Genomic DNA, 18,551 nt, shown 5'->3' on the forward strand with positions numbered 1-18,551 from the left:
CATTATTTTAGTCAGGACTTACGCAAATTTACCTTGAAAGCGCCATATGTAGGGGCGCAATTCGGAGCTTTGCGGAGCGCAAATGGCATTCGCCCTCATTAGATTTAGTGTCTGTGCGTAAGTCCTGTTAATAAATCTTGACAACTAAAAGTGCGATAACAAAATGATTCCTCAAAAATTGCAACTAAAAAATTTCCTCAGCTATCAGGAAGCAACTCTAGATTTTACAGGTCTGCATACTGCCTGTATTTGCGGACCAAATGGTGCAGGAAAATCTTCTCTACTGGAAGCGATCGCCTGGTCGGTGTGGGGAAATAGTCGCGCCGCTACTGAAGATGATATTATCAGTCTGGGAGAAAAAGAAGTACGGGTAGACTTCACCTTTAGCAGCAACGGTAATGTTTACCGTGTTATTCGTGGTCGTCGTCGGGGAAGTTCAGCTACTCTAGAATTTCAAATTAGCACTGGTTCCCGGTTTAAAAGTCTGACTCAAAAAGGTGTCCGTGCAACCCAACAAACTATTATCCAACATCTCAAACTCGACTACGACACATTCGTGAACTCAGCATATCTGCGTCAAGGTAGAGCAGATGAATTTATGCTCAAACGTCCTAATGAACGGAAAGAAATTCTTGCCAACCTCCTCAAACTTGACCAATATGACACCCTTGGGGAAAAAGCTAAAGATACTGCTAGGCAGTTCAAAGCAAAAGTGGAATTACTTGAACAGACCTTAGAAGTAAACCAAAAACAACTCGAACAAAAAGAAGCGATCGCTAAACAACAGACTCATCTCCAAACTACCCTTACTCAACTCCAGCAACAACAAGAATGTGATAAAGAACGACTCAAACAACTGCAAATTCAACAAAACCATCGTCAAACCTGGGAAAAACTACTGCACGGACAACAACAACAATATGACAAACTGGTGCAAGAATGTTATCGCCTCCAACAGGAACTCAAAACTACCCAACAACAACAAGACGAACTATTAGCAGTTTTGCAACAGGAAAATGAAATTAAAGCTGGATATGCTCATTTCCAAAACTTGCAAACTACCGAAGAGAATTTATCTGCAAAATTTAGAACCCATCAAAATGCTCTGAACCAGCGTCAACAACTCCAGGAAAAACAACGTCAACAACTGCAAGAAGTACAAAACAAAATTCAGCAACATCAAGCACAGTTAAATTCTCTCAAACAACAGGAACAAGAAAATTTAGATATTTTGAGCAAACGTGCTGATATTGAAACTGCTCTGGAACAACTACAAACTGCCAGAACAAAATTAAATGAACTAGACAAATTACAGGTGGAAGTTACCCCACTACAACAACAACGCCAAAAATTACAAACTGAACTGGAACGGGAGCAAGCACGTTTGAGCGCTCGTTTGGAAGAACTCAATTCTAGAGTGCAGCAACTCAGAAAAACTCAACGGCAAAAGCAACCTCAACTACAGACAGCATTACAGGAAGTAGTAGAAGAAATTTCTAAATTAGATAATAAGCGAGTTTATCTGCGACGGGTACAGGAAAAAGGACAGGAAAGACATCATTTTCTCGAACGTTTAGTTCGCAATAAAAAAGACTACGAAACTAGACTTACCGAGTTAGATCAAAAGTTGAAATTATTAAATAAAGGTACCGATAATATTGAAATAGGAGTGACAGAGTACCCACCTTGTCCATTATGCGATCGCCCTTTGGATGAACATCACTGGAATTTAGTTGTGAACAAACATCAGAGTCAGCAAAAGGAAATTAGAGATTTATTATGGGTTACACGGGAACAACTAGCTATTTCTGAGCGGGAAATTCAGGTTTTGAGAACAGAATATCGGCAAATAGAAGGAGAGTTAGAGAAATATGATGAGTTACGGGAATGTCGAGGTAGTTTACAAGCGCAGTTGGATAATATTGGTAAAGATGAAACCTTGTTGCAAGAGTTAGTAAAAGAAGTAGCAGAAGTAGAGCGATCGCTACAGACAGGAGATTTTGCAGTTAATTTATATGCTGAAATTAGCATTTTAGAGGAAAAAATTCAACAGCTTAATTATGATGACCGGAGTCATAGTTTAGCTAGACAAGAAGAGAAGAAATTAAGGTGGGCAGAAATTAAGTATGGGCAGATAAAAGATGCAGAGACAAAGTTGGGGAAAATTAGGGTTCATCTGCCAGAAATTGAAGGGCAAATAGTTAGTTTAAAACAGGAGTTGGAGCAGCAAAAACAAACTTCTCAAGTACAACAGCAAATTATTGTGATTGAGAGAGAAATTGCTGAAATTGGATATGATTTAGAAGAGCATAATTGTGTGAGGTCTGAATTGAGAAAGACACAATTTTGGTTAACTCGTATCGAAAAATTATGTCAGGCTCAAAAACAATATCCCCACCTACTAAAACGAATTAATGAATTGAAGGAAGTTATAGAAAATCAGCAACAAGATTTAGCAGGAATTAAAAGCCAGATTTTTACTTTAAATCAACAGTTAGAACAAACTCCTGATGCGGATGAAAAGATTCTATTTTTAGATAAAAAAATTCAAGACCGTCGTCGGCAGTTAGATGAACAGTTGGGAAGTTTAGGAAAAGTAGAACAGCAGTTACAACATTTAGAGAAATTGAAAGTTCAAACCAGTCAACAATTGGAACAATTAAAAACTGCTAAACGGCAATATCGAGTTTATCAAGAATTATCTTTAGCTTTTGGCAAAAAAGGTATTCAGGCGCTAATGATTGAAAATATTTTGCCACAGTTAGAGGCTGAAACAAATCAGATTTTGGCAAAATTAAGTGGTAATCAATTACATATTCAATTCGTGACTCAAAAAGCCACAAAAGGAAGTAAAAAAAATAGTAAATGGATAGATACATTAGATATTTTAATTGCAGATACTCAAGGAACAAGACCTTATGAAACTTATTCCGGTGGAGAAGCTTTTCGAGTTAACTTTGCCATTCGTTTAGCATTGTCAAAATTATTAGCACAACGTTCTGGAACTGCATTACAACTGCTGATTATTGATGAAGGATTTGGCACTCAAGATGCCGAGGGATGCGACAGATTAATTGCAGCTATTAATGCCATTTCTTCTGATTTTTCCTGTATTTTAACTGTGACTCATATTCCTCATTTTAAAGAAGCTTTTCAGGCACGAATAGAAGTTAGTAAAACCCCTCAAGGTTCTCAAATTATGTTATCTGTTTAAAGAAGGAAGAAGAAAGAAGGAAGAGGGAAGAAGCAAGAAGGGATTCATTAATTGATAATGGATATAGGACTTTTAGCTATTAGACATCTCCAAAAATAAAAAATAAAATCAATTCTCACACAAAAATTATCAATTCTTTCTCCCTACTGCCTACTGCCTACTGCCTACTGCCTCTTTTCTGGAGATGTCTATTAGACACCTCCTGCAATTTGACTGATATCATGTCCGATAGCATCAATATTGTATAGCAAAGGTAGGGAACAGGGAACAAGGAACAGTCAGGAATACCTAAAAGCAAGAAAAAAATTTAAATTTACTATAGATATTCACCTTTGGGTTTACACAAACGTGCCCCATCGGACATGATATAATTATCCATTATCAATCAATGAAAAGAGGTCTAGTTTTTGCCAAATACGCCAGATACTTATGGCAGAAGCATTCAGTTAGGTGCTTCTCGTCGTCGTCTTGAAGATGCTAGAGTGCTGCATAGTCAAAAACGATGGAATGGTGCTATTTATATGGGTGGTTATGCTGTTGAATGCGCTCTAAAATCTCTCATTTGTTATCAGGAACCTACAAATAATTTTAAGGATACAAAAGTATTTAAACAGGGATTAAAAGGTTCAGATTTACATAGTTTGATAAAGTTATTAGATGCTTTACCAAATATACAAAGAGTCATTGAATCTCCACAAATAAATAACCCTTACAGACAAGCATGGATAACAGTTACATCATTATGGAAAAATGATGAATTACGATACTCAAATAGAATGGGCGATGAAACTGAAGCTAACAAATTTATTAATGCAGTCGAAATACTACATAGATATTTATTAAGCAAACAAGGAGAAAGCCAATGACAGATAGAAAAGCATTAATGCAGCAAATTCAAGAACACTTAAATCAAAGTTTATTACCTGAAGATTCACAGGTTAAAGTCAAGGTAAAAAGAACCTCAATAGGTTGGCTGAAAATTCTAATTATTACCAGTTTATTTCAGGAACAATCTTTAGAAGAACGCGAACAAAAGATTGATGAAATATTAGTGGGTATAGACTTTCATTTAAGCAAATACCCTATTTTAAGTTACGACTTATTAACTCCTGAAGAAGCAACAGAGCAACCTCCTGAATATACTCAACTTCAGTTACCTTTATGGTCAGATATTTTAATGTCACCAGAACCAGAGGAACCAAAAGAATCAGATGAAGAAGATGTTTTTGAGACTCCTTTAATAGCAACTTTTTATTCTTTTAGAGGAGGAGTTGGTCGTTCTACTGCACTAGGTTTAGTTGCCGGAATATTAGCTACTGAAAAAAAACGTCGAGTAGTAATAGTAGATTTTGATTTAGAAGCACCAGGAATTTCAATTTTATTGGAGTCAGATATTGAGCAAATTGATAGAGAAAATTATGGTGTATTAGATTATTTGTACCAACGTTTTCTAACTCCAAAAGAAAATTTTCCTCCTATTGAAAGTTGTATTTATCAAGTAGAATTAAAAGCCCGTGGCGAACTATTTTTAGTTCCGGTTGGAGAATATAATGAAAATTATATTCATCGTTTAGCTGAACTAGACCGGGGAACTTTACAGGCTTTTTATCGCAGAGAAAATAATCCTGTTGAACAGCTAATTGAAGATATTAAAGAGCAACTAAATCCTGATGTAATTCTAATTGATGCTCGTCCTGGATTTAATGATACTAGCGCTATTGCTTTATTAGATTTAGCCGATTTGGGAATTATCTGTTTTTCACCCACTGACCAAAGTTTTAAAGGATTAAGTTGGATTGTACAAACTGTTAGTAAACAATGCCAATATCGAGGCAAACCAGATTTACGTTTTGTACTGACACCTATGCCTGCTGTTGCTGCAGAACAACGTCAAATTTGGATAAGTAAAGTTGAAGATTGGATAGAGGAAAATTGGGGGTTATCAAGTGGTATAACAGTCGGCGAACTTTACTATGAAATTAACTACAATCCTAACATTAGCACTTTGTCAAGTCTCGTTAATAATTTACCTAAAAGTTTGCTAGATAATTATCTCCCAATTGCAGAAGTAATTGATGCTAGTTTACCAGATGTTCAACTTGGCATTACAACTGACTCTATTGTTCAGAAACCTACCAAAACAACTATTTTATATGAGTTGAATTTTGTAGCAGCAACAGCACAAGAAATAGAACCAGAAAAAATTCCAGAAATATTTCAACGTACAGAAGATTTCCCTAAATTTTTAAGTGATAAAAATTGGCTAATTCGAGGTGCTAAAGGTACAGGAAAAAGTATATTATTTAGATTGTTTGTAGAGCAGCCAGAAGAAGCTAAAAAACTAGCTAGTTATTATTTAGATATCAGCAATGTTAATTTTGTTGCTGGACATGGTAAACCTACAATCAAAAGCTCTATTTTAGAGGGTGGTGCTCTAGGTAGTTATGAACGTGAGGTGGGCAATGATTACTGGAAAGATTTTTGGTTAAACTATGCTTTATTGCAATTATGCTTTTCTTTGCCAGAGTTACATTCACTCCCTAATATTGATGACAATTTAAAAGCATTAATAACTACTGAGAAACCTAGAAGTGCTGATATAGTTTCATGGTTAGTTGAACAAGCAAAATCTTCAACAGCTAGTCTCGAAACTTTTGATCAAATACAAGATATTAACTCATGGTTGCAACAAAATAACCGACGAGTTTGGCTACTCTATGATGAGTTAGATGTAGGGTTTGGTTCTAATCAAAAAGACTATCAACGGCGAAGGAAAGCATTAGAAGCTTTGCTCGCTTGGTGGTTAGAAAGTGGCATTGATCTTAAATATATTGTGCCTAAGATATTTTTACGAGAGGACATTTGGAATCAACTTAACTTTACTAACAAAGGACATTACGTCAGTGGGCGATCGCTTGAGTTAAAGTGGGAAGAAGCCGATCTATGGAGACTTATACTACGCCAATTTATGAATAATTCTCGCAGTCTTAAGCAAACTATTAATGAGGAATTAGGAGTAAAACTTGAACGACTTGAGAACATTGAGTTAGAGCAATTACGCAAAAGTCTTTTTCCTTTGTGGGGAGAAAAGATGGGTAGTGGTAACAAGAGTTACATTCACAACTGGGTACGCAAACGAACTGCTGACAGTCAAGATAACCGCTTTCCCCGAAGCTTGATATTGCTTTTAGAGGAAGCAGTCAAAATAGAGAAATCTCAGTCAAGAGAATATACTACTGATGAAAGAATTTTGCGCCCAAAGTCTTTAATTGATGCTTTACCAGAAGTATCTAAGCAGCGTGTCAATGAAGTGCGTAACGAATATCCTGAACTGGAAAAATTATTGGATAAACTCCAAGGTGAACGCTCCCCCATTGATGAAAATCGACTAACACAAATATGGGAAATTGAAGGTACAGAGTTAACTACTCGTCTTAAGGAAATGATTGATGCAGGTATTTTCCAAGAATATTTGCGCCGTAAAGATCCCTCCCAAACTGCTCGTGTTTATAGTGTTGCTGAATTATATTTGTCTGGACTGGGTATGACTCGCAAGGGACAACGTTAGGTAAAAAATCTAATGAATAATGGATAATGAAAACTATAGCGCTCAGGAATGATTTATGAGATGTTTAAGAACAATTAAGATAAATCAACATTTTTTTATATTACGTCACTCCCCCAGAATTACAACTAAAATCTTACAACTGAAATATGATTGCTATATTTCTAATTATCCATTGCTAACATAGTTTCTTTCCACTCATAACTTTGTACTGTCCAGTTATTAATTATTATGTCCCGTATCAGAGCACCTAAACTACCCCAAAATTATCCCTGGCTAAATACAGACAAACCCCTATCCCTCGAATCTCTAAAAGGACGAGTGGTTATCCTCGACTTCTGGACTTACTGTTGCATCAATTGCCTCCACGTTCTGCCAGACCTAAAATTCCTAGAACAAAAATATCCAGATAGCCTAACTATTATCGGCATCCACTCAGCAAAATTCGAGAATGAGAAAGATGTGGAAAATGTCCGTCAAGCTATCCTCCGCTACGACATTGGACATCCCGTGTTAGTAGACAGTGGCTCGAGAGTTTGGCAACAATATGCTGTTCGTGCATGGCCGACTTTCAAAATTATCGATCCAGAAGGGTATATAGTGGGGTCTGTTTCTGGTGAAGGTAAACGTGATGTCTTGGATGAAATTATTGGTAAGTTGATAGAAGAACATCAAGACAAAGGTACTATTAATTTTAGTGAAGTTAGCTCAATTCTAGAAAAACAAAAGCAACCTTTGACTACACCTTTAGCTTTTCCGGGTAAAGTTCTCGCTGATAGTGATACTAATCAATTATTTGTCGCTGACTCAGGACATCATCGTATTGTTGTTAGTACTCTTGAGGGAGAGGTTCTACACATTATTGGTAGTGGGAAAGCAGGATTAATTGATGGTTCATTTTATGAAGCTCAATTTTTTGCTCCCCAAGGTATGACTTTTGATGCCAAGAATCAAATTTTATATGTTGCCGATACAGAAAATCATGCTTTACGCAAAATTGATTTTACAACTCAGCAGGTGGAAACTATTGCAGGTACTGGAGAAAAAAGTTCTCAAATTTCACCTCATAGTGGAGTTGCTAGAGAAACTAGACTTAATTCACCTTGGGATGTGGACAAGATAGGCGATCGCATTTTTATTGCTATGGCAGGTTCCCATCAAATTTGGCTGTTGCAACTGGATACTGGGATGATTAGCACTTATGCAGGGACTGGTGCAGAAGCTTGTGTAGATGGCTCTCTGACAGAATCTGCTTTTGCTCAACCTAGCGGTATTAGTACGGATGGCAATGAATTATTTGTGGCTGACAGTGAAATTAGTTCTATTCGAGCAGTAGGTATTAATGAGCATCCGAAAGTGCGGACTATTTGTGGTAGTGGAGGACTATTTGGCTTTGGCGACAAAGATGGCCGAGGTCCAGAAGTTTTGCTACAGCATTGTTTGGGAATAGAATATACCCAAAATTATGTCTGGGTTGCTGATACCTATAATCACAAAATTAAGCGGGTAGAATATCACGCAGGTTTATGCCTTACCATGTTGGGAGATGGCACCGCCGGTCATCAAGATGGACAAGGTATTAATTGTCAATTTTTTGAGCCATCAGGATTAAGTGCGATCGCGCAACATTTATTTATTGCAGATACAAATAATTGTATTATCCGTAAGGTTGAGCTAGATACCTTGGAAGTCACAACCGTAAATTTTCCTGGTTTGTGCGCTCCTGATGTCTGTTTACCTAGTTAGGGTTTGCGCTCAAAAGTCTTGTAGTAGAGGTAGGAGACAACCCACCCCTCGCCCCTCCCCCTCCCAGGAGGGGAGAAATGGATCGGGAGCGAGAAGGTAGGAGTAATATCAAATCCGGTTGAACACTTATTATATAGTTCGGGGGAGTAGAGGAGTAGGGGAGTAGGGGAGATTGAAGGCTTTAAGTATAGTTATAAACATATACTATATAACCGGATTCTATATAACGCCTACAACCTACAACCTAAAAACTGTATTATCACTAATTAAGCGGACATGATATAACAATTGTAAGAATGATTTTTCTGCCCAACTATGAGCCTAAAATACGCTCCATGCATGAGTATGAAGAGCTGAAAACCAGACACTTTTTTCGACCCCAAAAAGGCACTTGTCTTTATATGTCAATGCTTTTAGATTTAATCAGCAAGCCGTAGTTAGTGAATTGTTAGTATACAAGCATTACCAGCAACTAAAAAATTCATCTTAGCTGCTGGAATGTCATAGGTTGTTTCATACTATAGCACTACAAGAATTGGTTAGAGGTCGTTTGTAAAGAATTATGAAGTGTTTTTACCCCTGGCAAATTGGGTATTTCAGCCTATAAATCTGGGATAAATAACCAAGTTGTTACAGTTTAAAGGTCAATCATTGTATACTACAAAACTTTACAAACAGTCTCTTAGGACATTTTTCAATGCTAAAACCCTTTGACAGTTTGCTATTCCCTGTTCCCTATTCCCTAGCGCGTAGCACTATAAATTTGAAAAGTTTTACTACCAAACGCTAAAAAAATCTAACATTTAAAATCTAGAATTAACACCTTCCAACAACTTAATAATTTTTTCCACATCATTAAATTCCCCAACAATTCTCCGCACAGGTAGAGGCCAAACCCTAATCAGCGTAGGAGTAGCAGTAATTTGATCTGCTTCAGCTTGTTCCGGATTTTGCAACACATCTATTACCTTTAAAGTATAAGGATGAGAAAGAGACTTTTCTAATATTTGGTGCAGACTCTTGAGAGTCCGCTCAGTGCCAATATTGTTACCCGATACAAATAAGCGAAGAACAGACCCTTGAACTTTTGGTTTTTCTAGTTGTAGGTCGAGACTGGAGGTCAAAAATTTCTCTGGAGTTGAATCCAGATTAACCTCTTGCTGCTCAAGATGTACAACAAGGTCATGATTTTCCCAGAGTTGAGAAAACTGGTCGTAATAACTAGCAATTACCATTGGATTACAAAATTCCTCTGACCAAGGAGCAGGTTGCCAAATCAAGTCATCAGTCTTAAAAATGGCATTAAGTAATATCTGATATCTTAAGACTGGAGCATAAGCTTCAGCAGAAACTTGGACTTTTTGAGTGCGATGGTCTAACCATTTATCAATAGTTGCAGTGTATCCTGGTATTAAGAAATGAGGTGGTTCTGATAACCCCAATATTTCTTGTAGCTCTACACAGAGGTGTAGATGCCATCGATTTTGTTTACTTGGGTCTATACAATAAATTAAATCTCCCCCAGGTGTAAACAAGGCAATACCCTTGAACAACAGGGGAAATTTTACTGGAGCTGGTTTCAAGAAAATCAATTAGGATCGACTACAGACTTTTGAGTTTTTCCATTAAACTCAACTGCTTAAGGCATTAGCTTAACTTAAAACTGTAACCTTAACTTATACTCTAGTTCATCCTGAGAACTTAAAATTTAAAACTTCACAATCTTTTTAAATTCTACCTCGTAACATCATAGCCATTTCATTTGGGTAAGGAGATTGATCTATTGCTGTTTCTTCTGTAATTCGACCTTCTTGGTAAAGCTCAAACAAAGACCTATTCATAGTAATCATACCTTCATAAGTATCTTTGAGCATAATTTGGTTAATGTCTTCATACTGGTCTTTAATAATATATTCCTTAATTACATCAGTATTAATCAAAATGTCATGGAAAGCTGCCCGCTTACCATCAGTAGTTTTGCACAACAACTGAGCAATAATTGCTACCAGAATTTCTGAAAGAGCTAATTTAATCGCTGGTTGCTCCTCAGCAGAAAACATATCCAAAATACGAGTCAGAGTCTTGATGGCACTGTTGGTGTGCAATGTTCCCATCACCAAATGTCCTGTAGAAGCAGCTTTAATTGCAATTCCCACCGTTTCCTTATCTCGAATTTCCCCTACTAACATTAAGTCAGGGTCTTGACGGAGAGCACCTTTAAGAGCATTGAAGAATTTTAGAGTATGTCTACCTACTTCCCGGTGCTTGATCAAACATTTTCGGCTTTCATGGACAAATTCTACAGGGTCTTCGATAGTGATGACATGATAAGGAAAAGTATTGTTCATATAATCAATCATCGCCGCCATGGTGGTGGACTTACCACAACCTGTAGGTCCGGTCACCAAAATTAACCCTTTATGGTAATGGCAGACTTTCTTCAAGACTCCTGGCAATTTAAGTTGTTCCATAGTTAGGATTTTAGATCCAATCAGTCGTAAAACCATCCCTGGACCTGCAAGAGAGTCAAACAAGCTAATCCTAATCCTGACAAAACCTAAGTCCGCAGCACCATCAAAGTCAAGATTTTCTTGGAATCGACGAATTTCTTCATCTGTAAGAATTTCTCGCAACCAAAACATAAAGGTGTTCAAGTCAGTTTCTGGATATTCAAGCGGTAGAAGGTCTCCAAGTTTGCGGAACCGTGGTATTTCTTTCACCCCTAAATGAACATCTGAAACACCTTCTTGATTAGCTCGCCGGACAATATCTGTCAGCGGAATTTGTCCATAACCCAGTTGTGGACTACCAGGAGTTGCTATTTGAGGTACTGGTGCTGTTTCCGTTGGAGGAATTAGTTGTTGAGAAACAGGTGTTGATGATGCTGGAGGATCGGCAGAAGTTGGAGGAGATGTTGGCGGTCTTCTTGCTGCTGGTGGACTAGGTGGAGCTGGGGGACGCGGTAAACCACGGCCTCCTGGAGGACGAGGAGCTGGGGGACGAGGTGGTGGTGTTTGTGTCATAGTTGCATTACCTTGCTGAATTCGGATATTGCAGTCAACAAATATATTCTAATTCTAATGGCAAGTTAAAATGGGTAGTATTTAAAATATTTAATTATTTTTTGGATACCAACAACATTAGGCTTAAAAAGGTTTATTGCCTACTTAAATTTATTGTTAAGTCTTACTTTTTTAAATTGCTATTACTAGAGTATTATTTGACTTTTTAAGACTTCAATAATGATCGGTAAATTTAATTTAATTCCTTATTTTTGGCTGTAAAATACTTGTATTATTTATCTTTATCCCTTATGGGTTTAATAACCCATCATCACCTGTGGTGCAAATGCGGTTGCTGGGGTTAGAATCCCCATAGACCACATTTTTATGACTCCTGTACGTCACCAATCCGACGGCTCCCCTACCTGACTCCTTCTTCAAACCTGATTTTTTTTAAATTTCACTTAATTGCAATTTTGTCTTATTTTGATCTTCATACCATTTCTCAATCTCAAGTTCTTAATTATACATCCATTTTCAGATACTTCTATTCTATTTTTTAGATATTTATTAGCAGGTTGATTTTGAAGTTTAGTAGATTGAGGTTTGTTCAGTTTTAATATATTGTTTGCTTCATGATCTGAGAATTTTTGATTTTGAGTATAATTTTTTGACAAAGAAGGATACTCAAAAGATATTATTAAAAATATAGGTATAACAGAAATCAAACCGAGTTGTTTTAATAATAAAATAGTCATACTACCTCATTTCTTAAATCTGCTACTGTAAATGTCAGGTTGCTTGAGCGACAGACTCAAAATATTAATGGCTTTGAGTAATAATTACTAGCCTGATTTGAGAGAATATGTGAAAAGTATTTACAGCTTTTTTCACTTTAAGGAAAATAACCTTTGCATTGCTACTTTTAAGCTAGAATATATACTTTGCCCAAATAAAAAGCTGTATTTATATAGAGTAGCTTAACTATCTTTTCACCAGGTTGGAACTATTCAAAAAGAGAGGCCGGATAAGTAGACAATTTTTGTATACATCACTAACAACTTTATATAATACATCTCCTAAAAAAACAGACTATTGTTAAAAATTTTTGTGAGATATTGTCAATTAACTCAGTATTTAAAGATGTTATTTATCACTCATCAGTTAACAGTTAATATTTTTAACAGGTTAATACCCCCACGTTTCTGCTTGAAAAGTGCGTGCTGCACCTTTGTGGCGGGTTGCTCATTTTCCATCATACACCTGAATTCCGCAGTTCCTCCCCAGAATGCTAATTAAATAATTGTTAACTGTTCACTGATTCAAATGGTAGCTACACCAACAAATCAAGATTTTCCTAAATGTTGTTCTATTTTGTCTTCCTTGATGACTATACTTAATCAGTTTGCCTATCCTCTCAGATCTATTTTAGATTTACTTTCTGATGATCCCTTACTTAGTATATCAAATCCAACAAATCCAATTTCGCTAAATATAGAATTTTCCCAAAAAAATGTTAGTTTTAGAGGAAATTACTGGAAAAATTTAGTAGGACTTTACCTCTATCCATAAACTTTTTTATCAAGATCAAAATTTAATCTTTTTTCCTTTTGGTTGCTGATATAGCAATCCTATTTTATTCGTGTCAAAAATCTTACTGCTTTTTAGGGAACACTTAACTGGGAACAGAGAACAGGTAAGAGTTTCAGTTTTTTTATTTACTTTTTGATTTGTCACGATCTATTTAGGATTGCTATATCGATCTTTAAGTTAGTATATGAAGAACAAATTACAACAATTTTTTGATCTTCTCACTCCTCTACTGCAAGATATAGCGTAAATATTTTTTGTGGTTTTTTCTATTGATTAGCAATATTTAATAGGTTATATCATGTCCGCTTAATGAGCTTTCAAAAAAGTTTATTCTGCCCTATCCTTCTTGACTCTATTCTTTTTCCTGACCTCTAATCACTTCATGTATAAAAATTCAACTGCATCTCAGATTAATTATCAGTAATAATCTATCAAAGATAAATAATTAAAAGTATGAAGTAAATTAATATATCGATAAAAACTGATTTAGAGATATGTTAAAATTATACAAAATAGTGAAAATATCAAAAAAAGGAGATATCATTGATTATGGCGAGGCAAAATATCAAGTTTTGGGGACTTTTGGCTTTAGCTACATCCCCAATTATTGTAACTTTTTCAGGCGTGCAGTTAGTACAAGCACAGTCAACCGCAGAATTGTTGATTAGTGTAGAATTTCCTTCTGGGCCACAAAGAGCAAGCTCAGGAAGAACAAGAGGTGGGGGTACTCGCGCTCCAGAATCCTACTGTACTCCTGGTCAAACCAAATTGACAGCCTTAATGCCAGGAGATAATGTCGGAACAACAGTTGCCGATCATCCCAAGTTTTTCGTGTATGTTCCCGAACACAAAGCAGAGTCAGCAGAATTTGAAGTATTTGATAAATCAGGTAAGAGCATCTATTTAACTAAATTAGATATTTCCGAGACTTCTGGTATTGTGAAACTTGCCCTGCCAAAAAATGTAAGTTTGACAACTAATAAAGAATATACTTGGAGATTTGCTATGATTTGCGATGAATGGGATCACAGTGCTAACGAATCTGTTGAAGGAATTGTCAAAAAAGTAGAAATCAGTTCAGACTTAGAAAATAGCTTAAAAAATGCTAGTCCCCTTGAACAAGCAGAAATATATGCAAAAGCAAAGATTTGGAATGAAACGATCGCTACCGTGGCCGAGTTACGCAATTCTTACCCAACAGAGTGGGAAGAATTACTCACATCAGTAGGATTACACGAGATTGCTTCTGAACCCTTTGCACCCTGCTGTCAAGTAGAAGAATAAATTAAGTTAGCATTGAAATAGCTGTCAGTAACTAAGTTGAGTCTGGTAAACTACTCTCACATTGATTTCATGGTAAAGGTGGGCAGATAGATCTGTTTTTTTTTACCCTCCCCCAAAAACTTTTAATTTCTACAGAGCAGCTTACACCAATGTTATGGAATAAATGCAAGAATTTTTTTTATCAGTGGTATGGTGTATGGATTACCGCCCCCACCGTAACAGGGTTAGTAATTATACTACGTTTTCTTGGCTTACTACAAGCTTGGGAATGGGCAACTTATGACCAATATATGCGATTACGGCCTTTGGAGAGTCCAGACAATCGCATTGTGATTGTAGGTATTAATGAAGATGATGTCAGAGCAGTCGGGCAGCCAATTTTTCCTGACGCTATTTACGCTAAATTGCTGAATAAATTAAAAGCAATGGAGCCAAAAGTTATTGGTTTAGACATTTATCGAGACTTACCTGTAGAACCTGGCCATCAGGACTTAGTGAAAGTATTCCAGTCTACCTCCAACTTGGTAGGAATTAAAAAAGTAGTGGGGGAAAGGCAAAATGACGTATTAGAAGCACCACCAGCTCTGGAAACTAATCATCAAGCAGGTGCTAATGATGTAAAGGTAGACCCAGATAAAAAAATTCGACGAGGCTATTTATATATCACGCTACAAAACGGAGAAAATGTCTGGAGTTTTGCTTCTCATATTGCTTTGCGTTATTTAGATACTCTTGATATTAGTCTAGAGAAAATTGATGGTGACAAATTTCTGCTAGGAAAGACAATAATAGAGCCATTTGAAGCCAATGATGGTGGTTATATTAGAGCAGATGCAGGTGGTTATCTAATGCTTTTAAACTACCGGGGTCCGAGTCGTTACTTTGAGATTGTTTCCATGATGGATATTCTTGAAGACAGAGTGCCTGCTGATTGGGGTCGCGATCGCATCATCTTGATTGGAGCAGTCAGTGAAGGCTTTAATGATTTATTTTCTACTCCCTACAGTAGTAACTTAATTAAAACTCTAGAACCCATGAGCGGGGTAGAAGTTCATGCTAATCTAATCAGTCAACTAATTAGTTCTGCTATGGATGGTCGTTCTCTGATTCAGATTTGGGGGGAACCTCTTGAGTGGGCGTGGATTTTATTCTGGTCTTTGGTGGGAGCAGCTACAACTTGGAAATGGCGTACTGCTGGTGGTGTTAGCTATTTTTCTATTTGGAAAGTCTTGACAATGTTCGCTTCAGGTATAGTCTTATTCGCTAGCACCTATACTGCTTTTGTATGGAATTGGTGGTTGCCAGTAATTCCTGCGTTTTTAGGTCTGACTGGATCAGCAGTTACAATTACAACTTATATTGCTCGTACTGCACAAGATATTCGCAAAACTTTTGGTCGTTATTTAACTGATGAAGTAGTGGCTACTTTATTAGAAAGTCCAGGAGGATTAAAGCTAGGAGGTGAACGCCGAAACATCACAATTTTAACTTCTGATTTAAGAGGATTTACTGCCACATCAGAACGTATAACACCAGAAGAAGTTGTGAAAATTCTTAACTTTTATCTGGGATATATGGCAGATGTAATTACTAAGTATCAGGGAACTATTGATGAGTTTATGGGGGATGGAATTTTGGTTTTATTCGGTGCCCCTATAACTAGAGAAGACGACCCGGTAAGAGCTGTTGCTTGTGCTATTGATATGCAATTAGCTATGGAACCTGTGAATAAACAGATGAAAGAATGGGGTTTACCGCCATTAGAAATGGGAATTGGTATTAATACTGGAGAGGTTGTTGTTGGTAATATTGGCTCTGATAAACGAACAAAATATGGTGTGGTAGGCAGTCAGGTAAATTTAACTTATCGGATTGAATCTTATACTACAGGTGGTCAAATTTTAATTTCTGAGACAACCTTAAAAAATGTGGGACCGATAATTAAAATTAATGATGAAAAAGAAGTAATGCCAAAAGGAGTTAAAAAACCAATTACGATTTATGATGTTGCTGGTATTGATGGTAAATATAATTTATTTTTGACAAAAGAAGAAGAACATTATCTCCCACTCACAGAAACAATATCTCTAAATTATGTAGTATTAGATGGCAAAAATGTCGGTGATTGTTTGCAAAAAGGAAGCTTAATCAAATTATCAGAAAAAGAAGCAGAAATTCAGGTTGTGCAAACACGAGATCATCTTCCACCAGCTTTGATTAATATTAAGCTTAATTTTATCTGGGATGGAAAAGAAAGTGAGGATGTTTATGGCAAAGTTTTAGAGAAATCAGGAGAAAATGGTAATTTTTATATTCGTTTTACGGCTAAACCTCCAAATGTTTCTGCTAAATTAGAATCTTTGTATAAATCGCTGCAAAGTTAGTGGTTAATTTTTAGTAGTATTAAGTCTGATTGATGAGTTTTGATAGTTCAAATATTTGGTATGATGTCATTTTAGGTAAAACACCGCTTTGTTACACAAAAGATGACTATAAAAAAACTATAAAGAATAAAGATAGTTCAATAATTAATAATTATTGAAGAAGGAGACAGGAGACAGGAGACAGGAGACAGGAGACAGGAGACAGGAGGAAAATTACATGGGGATTCTAACCCCAAGTAATTTTGAACACCGTGTAGACGGTGGGGTATTAAACCCACAAAGAAAATGATAATTAATAATTAATACCTCTTCTTAAAAAGAAGAGGATTGGTTAAAAGGAATTTTTTTGTTCTCTTGGTCGATTGGATATGGCGTACTTCCGAATGCTCCGCATTCATGTCGGCGACAGCCGTTAATGTAGTTGTGCGCTAGCTAAACGACCGCTTTTTCTTCTTGAAAGGAGAGGCTTTAAACCTTAATTTTTCGGTAATATATGTTAGAGTTAACAAAAAAAGCACCAAGTTATCAAAAAACAGCAAGTGTAATTATACCCACCCGAAACGAAGCTGGTACTATTGAAGATTGCATTACTAAAATGCCAAAACTAGGCAAACATACAGAAATTATATTTATTGAGGGTAATTCCTCAGACAATACTTGGGAAGAAATTAAGAGAGTTAAGAGTTTATATGAGGAGCAATGGGATATCAAAATATGTCAACAGAATGGTAAAGGAAAAGGCGATGCTGTTCGTCAGGGTTTTAACATGGCAACAGGTGATGTTCTGATTATTCTAGATTCTGACTTAACTGTTCAACCAAAAGAATTAACCAAATTTTTCGAGGCGATCGCTTCAGGTGATTGCCAATTAGCGAATGGATCGCGACTTACCCATTCAGTATCATTGAAAGCGATGCCATTGGTGAATCAACTTGCTAATCGCTTTTTTGCTAAACTGTTATCAATTGTATTGGGAGTTGAAATTAAGGATGCCCTTTGTGGAACTAAAGCTATTACCAAAGAAAACTATCTCCAGATAGTTGCTAATTGGCAAAACTTTGGTAAATACGATCCTTTTGGGGATTTTGATTTGCTCATTGGGAGCAAAAAATTTGGCTTAACTATTCAGGATGTTCCTGTAGAATATTTACCAAGAACTTATGGGAAATCAAATCTTAAACATATCCAAGGCGGTTTCCAACTTTTAAAAATGATTTTATATACTGCTTCAGAGGTTAGGAGGTGAGAAATTAATGCAATAATGCAATTTTTTCAGAAATTTTTAGTATTTATCTATAGCCTAGTTAATAATACTGGTTTACTAAGAAATCTATAGACTTGATTTTCTCTAAAAGCTGATAGCTGTTTGCGTTTGCGTAGCATGACCTAGGAAAGTATTCCGGAACGGAAATGCTAAAAACTAATACCTATTTAAGTAGGGCTTGCTGATTAATTCTCGCGCGTATTGAAAGATAAAGGCTCTAGCCTTTTTGGGTTGGAGAAAGTACCAGCTTTTCAGTGGAAAGAGCTGCAAAAAGCTAGTATTTTGGGCTGATTATGGCAGAAAAATCTATGGACAGTTTTTCCGACGACTTCCTCTATAATTCCCATTTCTCCTGTACATCGCTAATCCGACGGCTCCCTTAACTGATATCAAATCCGGTTGAATAGTACTTATATATAGTTTGGGCAGTAGGGGAGATTGAATATTGAAGTCTTATCGAGAATTATGAACACATATTATCAAAATAATATGGGTCTAA

The 18,551-nt window shown here is 36.4% G+C and carries 12 protein-coding genes; 8 read left to right on the forward strand and 4 right to left on the reverse strand.

The features are described 5' to 3' along the window. Positions 1 to 163 precede the first annotated feature (163 nt). The 4 genes from sbcC (at position 164) to F6K06_RS11940 (ending at position 8,525) form a co-directional block, all read left to right on the forward strand. A complete protein-coding gene (gene sbcC, locus F6K06_RS11925; RefSeq protein ID WP_287241130.1) occupies positions 164 to 3,214 on the forward strand; it encodes an exonuclease subunit SbcC in 3,051 nt (1,016 codons plus the stop codon). Positions 3,215 to 3,621: 407 nt separating this feature from the next. Next, entirely contained in the window at positions 3,622 to 4,080 is a 459-nt protein-coding gene (locus F6K06_RS11930) for a HEPN domain-containing protein (RefSeq protein WP_287241132.1), read from the forward strand. Beyond that, positions 4,077 to 6,782, forward strand: coding sequence for a ParA family protein (locus tag F6K06_RS11935; protein WP_287241135.1), 2,706 nt, complete (start codon positions 4,077 to 4,079; stop codon positions 6,780 to 6,782). Before F6K06_RS11930 ends, F6K06_RS11935 begins: the two co-directional genes overlap by 4 nt. 228 nt (positions 6,783 to 7,010) lie before the next feature. Continuing rightward, entirely contained in the window at positions 7,011 to 8,525 is a 1,515-nt protein-coding gene (locus F6K06_RS11940; protein ID WP_287241137.1) for a thioredoxin-like domain-containing protein, read from the forward strand. A gap of 803 nt (positions 8,526 to 9,328) precedes the next feature. Here the strand turns inward: F6K06_RS11940 and F6K06_RS11945 are convergent. The 4 genes from F6K06_RS11945 to F6K06_RS11960 form a co-directional block, all read right to left on the reverse strand. Beyond that, positions 9,329 to 10,078: a circadian clock KaiB family protein gene (locus F6K06_RS11945; protein ID WP_339379759.1), complete on the reverse strand. Its 750-nt coding sequence runs from the start codon at positions 10,076 to 10,078 to the stop codon at positions 9,329 to 9,331. A gap of 174 nt (positions 10,079 to 10,252) precedes the next feature. Next, positions 10,253 to 11,548: a type IV pilus twitching motility protein PilT gene (locus F6K06_RS11950; protein WP_124146335.1), complete on the reverse strand. Its 1,296-nt coding sequence runs from the start codon at positions 11,546 to 11,548 to the stop codon at positions 10,253 to 10,255. Positions 11,549 to 11,836: 288 nt separating this feature from the next. Then, positions 11,837 to 11,968: a hypothetical protein gene (locus F6K06_RS11955; protein WP_287241140.1), complete on the reverse strand. Its 132-nt coding sequence runs from the start codon at positions 11,966 to 11,968 to the stop codon at positions 11,837 to 11,839. 23 nt (positions 11,969 to 11,991) lie between these two features. After that, positions 11,992 to 12,285, reverse strand: coding sequence for a hypothetical protein (locus F6K06_RS11960; RefSeq protein ID WP_287241142.1), 294 nt, complete (start codon positions 12,283 to 12,285; stop codon positions 11,992 to 11,994). Between the two features lie 1,384 nt (positions 12,286 to 13,669). Between F6K06_RS11960 and F6K06_RS11965 the strand changes: the two genes are divergently transcribed. The 4 genes from F6K06_RS11965 to F6K06_RS11980 all read left to right on the forward strand — a co-directional run bounded on the left by F6K06_RS11965 (position 13,670) and on the right by F6K06_RS11980 (position 18,034). Next, the gene (locus tag F6K06_RS11965; RefSeq protein WP_124146333.1) at positions 13,670 to 14,404 is read left to right on the forward strand and encodes a DUF928 domain-containing protein; all 735 of its coding nucleotides are present in this window, start codon (positions 13,670 to 13,672) and stop codon (positions 14,402 to 14,404) included. 149 nt (positions 14,405 to 14,553) lie between these two features. Continuing rightward, positions 14,554 to 16,788 carry an adenylate/guanylate cyclase domain-containing protein gene (locus tag F6K06_RS11970; RefSeq protein ID WP_287241144.1) on the forward strand — a complete coding sequence of 745 codons (2,235 nt, stop codon included), beginning with the start codon at positions 14,554 to 14,556 and terminating at the stop codon, positions 16,786 to 16,788. Between the two features lie 154 nt (positions 16,789 to 16,942). Continuing rightward, on the forward strand, positions 16,943 to 17,077 hold the full coding sequence (locus F6K06_RS11975; RefSeq protein ID WP_275670293.1) for a hypothetical protein: 135 nt from the start codon (positions 16,943 to 16,945) through the stop codon (positions 17,075 to 17,077). Between the two features lie 204 nt (positions 17,078 to 17,281). Further along, positions 17,282 to 18,034, forward strand: a complete 753-nt coding sequence (locus tag F6K06_RS11980) for a glycosyltransferase family 2 protein (RefSeq protein WP_124146331.1) — start codon at positions 17,282 to 17,284, stop codon at positions 18,032 to 18,034. Positions 18,035 to 18,551: the final 517 nt, after the last annotated feature.

Source organism: Okeania sp. SIO1H4, from assembly GCF_010672695.1.
Classification (GTDB): domain Bacteria; phylum Cyanobacteriota; class Cyanobacteriia; order Cyanobacteriales; family Microcoleaceae; genus Okeania; species Okeania hirsuta.

Excerpts from the sequence above, each read along its gene's own strand:
- F6K06_RS11965 (WP_124146333.1), top strand. The coding sequence starts at position 13,670 with ATGGCGAGGCAAAATATCAAGTTTTGGGGACTTTTGGCTTTAGCTACA.
- F6K06_RS11935 (WP_287241135.1), top strand. The coding sequence starts at position 4,077 with ATGACAGATAGAAAAGCATTAATGCAGCAAATTCAAGAACACTTAAAT.
- F6K06_RS11940 (WP_287241137.1), top strand. The coding sequence starts at position 7,011 with ATGTCCCGTATCAGAGCACCTAAACTACCCCAAAATTATCCCTGGCTA.
- F6K06_RS11950 (WP_124146335.1), bottom strand. The coding sequence starts at position 11,548 with ATGACACAAACACCACCACCTCGTCCCCCAGCTCCTCGTCCTCCAGGA.
- F6K06_RS11980 (WP_124146331.1), top strand. The coding sequence starts at position 17,282 with ATGTTAGAGTTAACAAAAAAAGCACCAAGTTATCAAAAAACAGCAAGT.
- F6K06_RS11960 (WP_287241142.1), bottom strand. The coding sequence starts at position 12,285 with ATGACTATTTTATTATTAAAACAACTCGGTTTGATTTCTGTTATACCT.
- sbcC (WP_287241130.1), top strand. The coding sequence starts at position 164 with ATGATTCCTCAAAAATTGCAACTAAAAAATTTCCTCAGCTATCAGGAA.
- F6K06_RS11970 (WP_287241144.1), top strand. The coding sequence starts at position 14,554 with ATGTTATGGAATAAATGCAAGAATTTTTTTTATCAGTGGTATGGTGTA.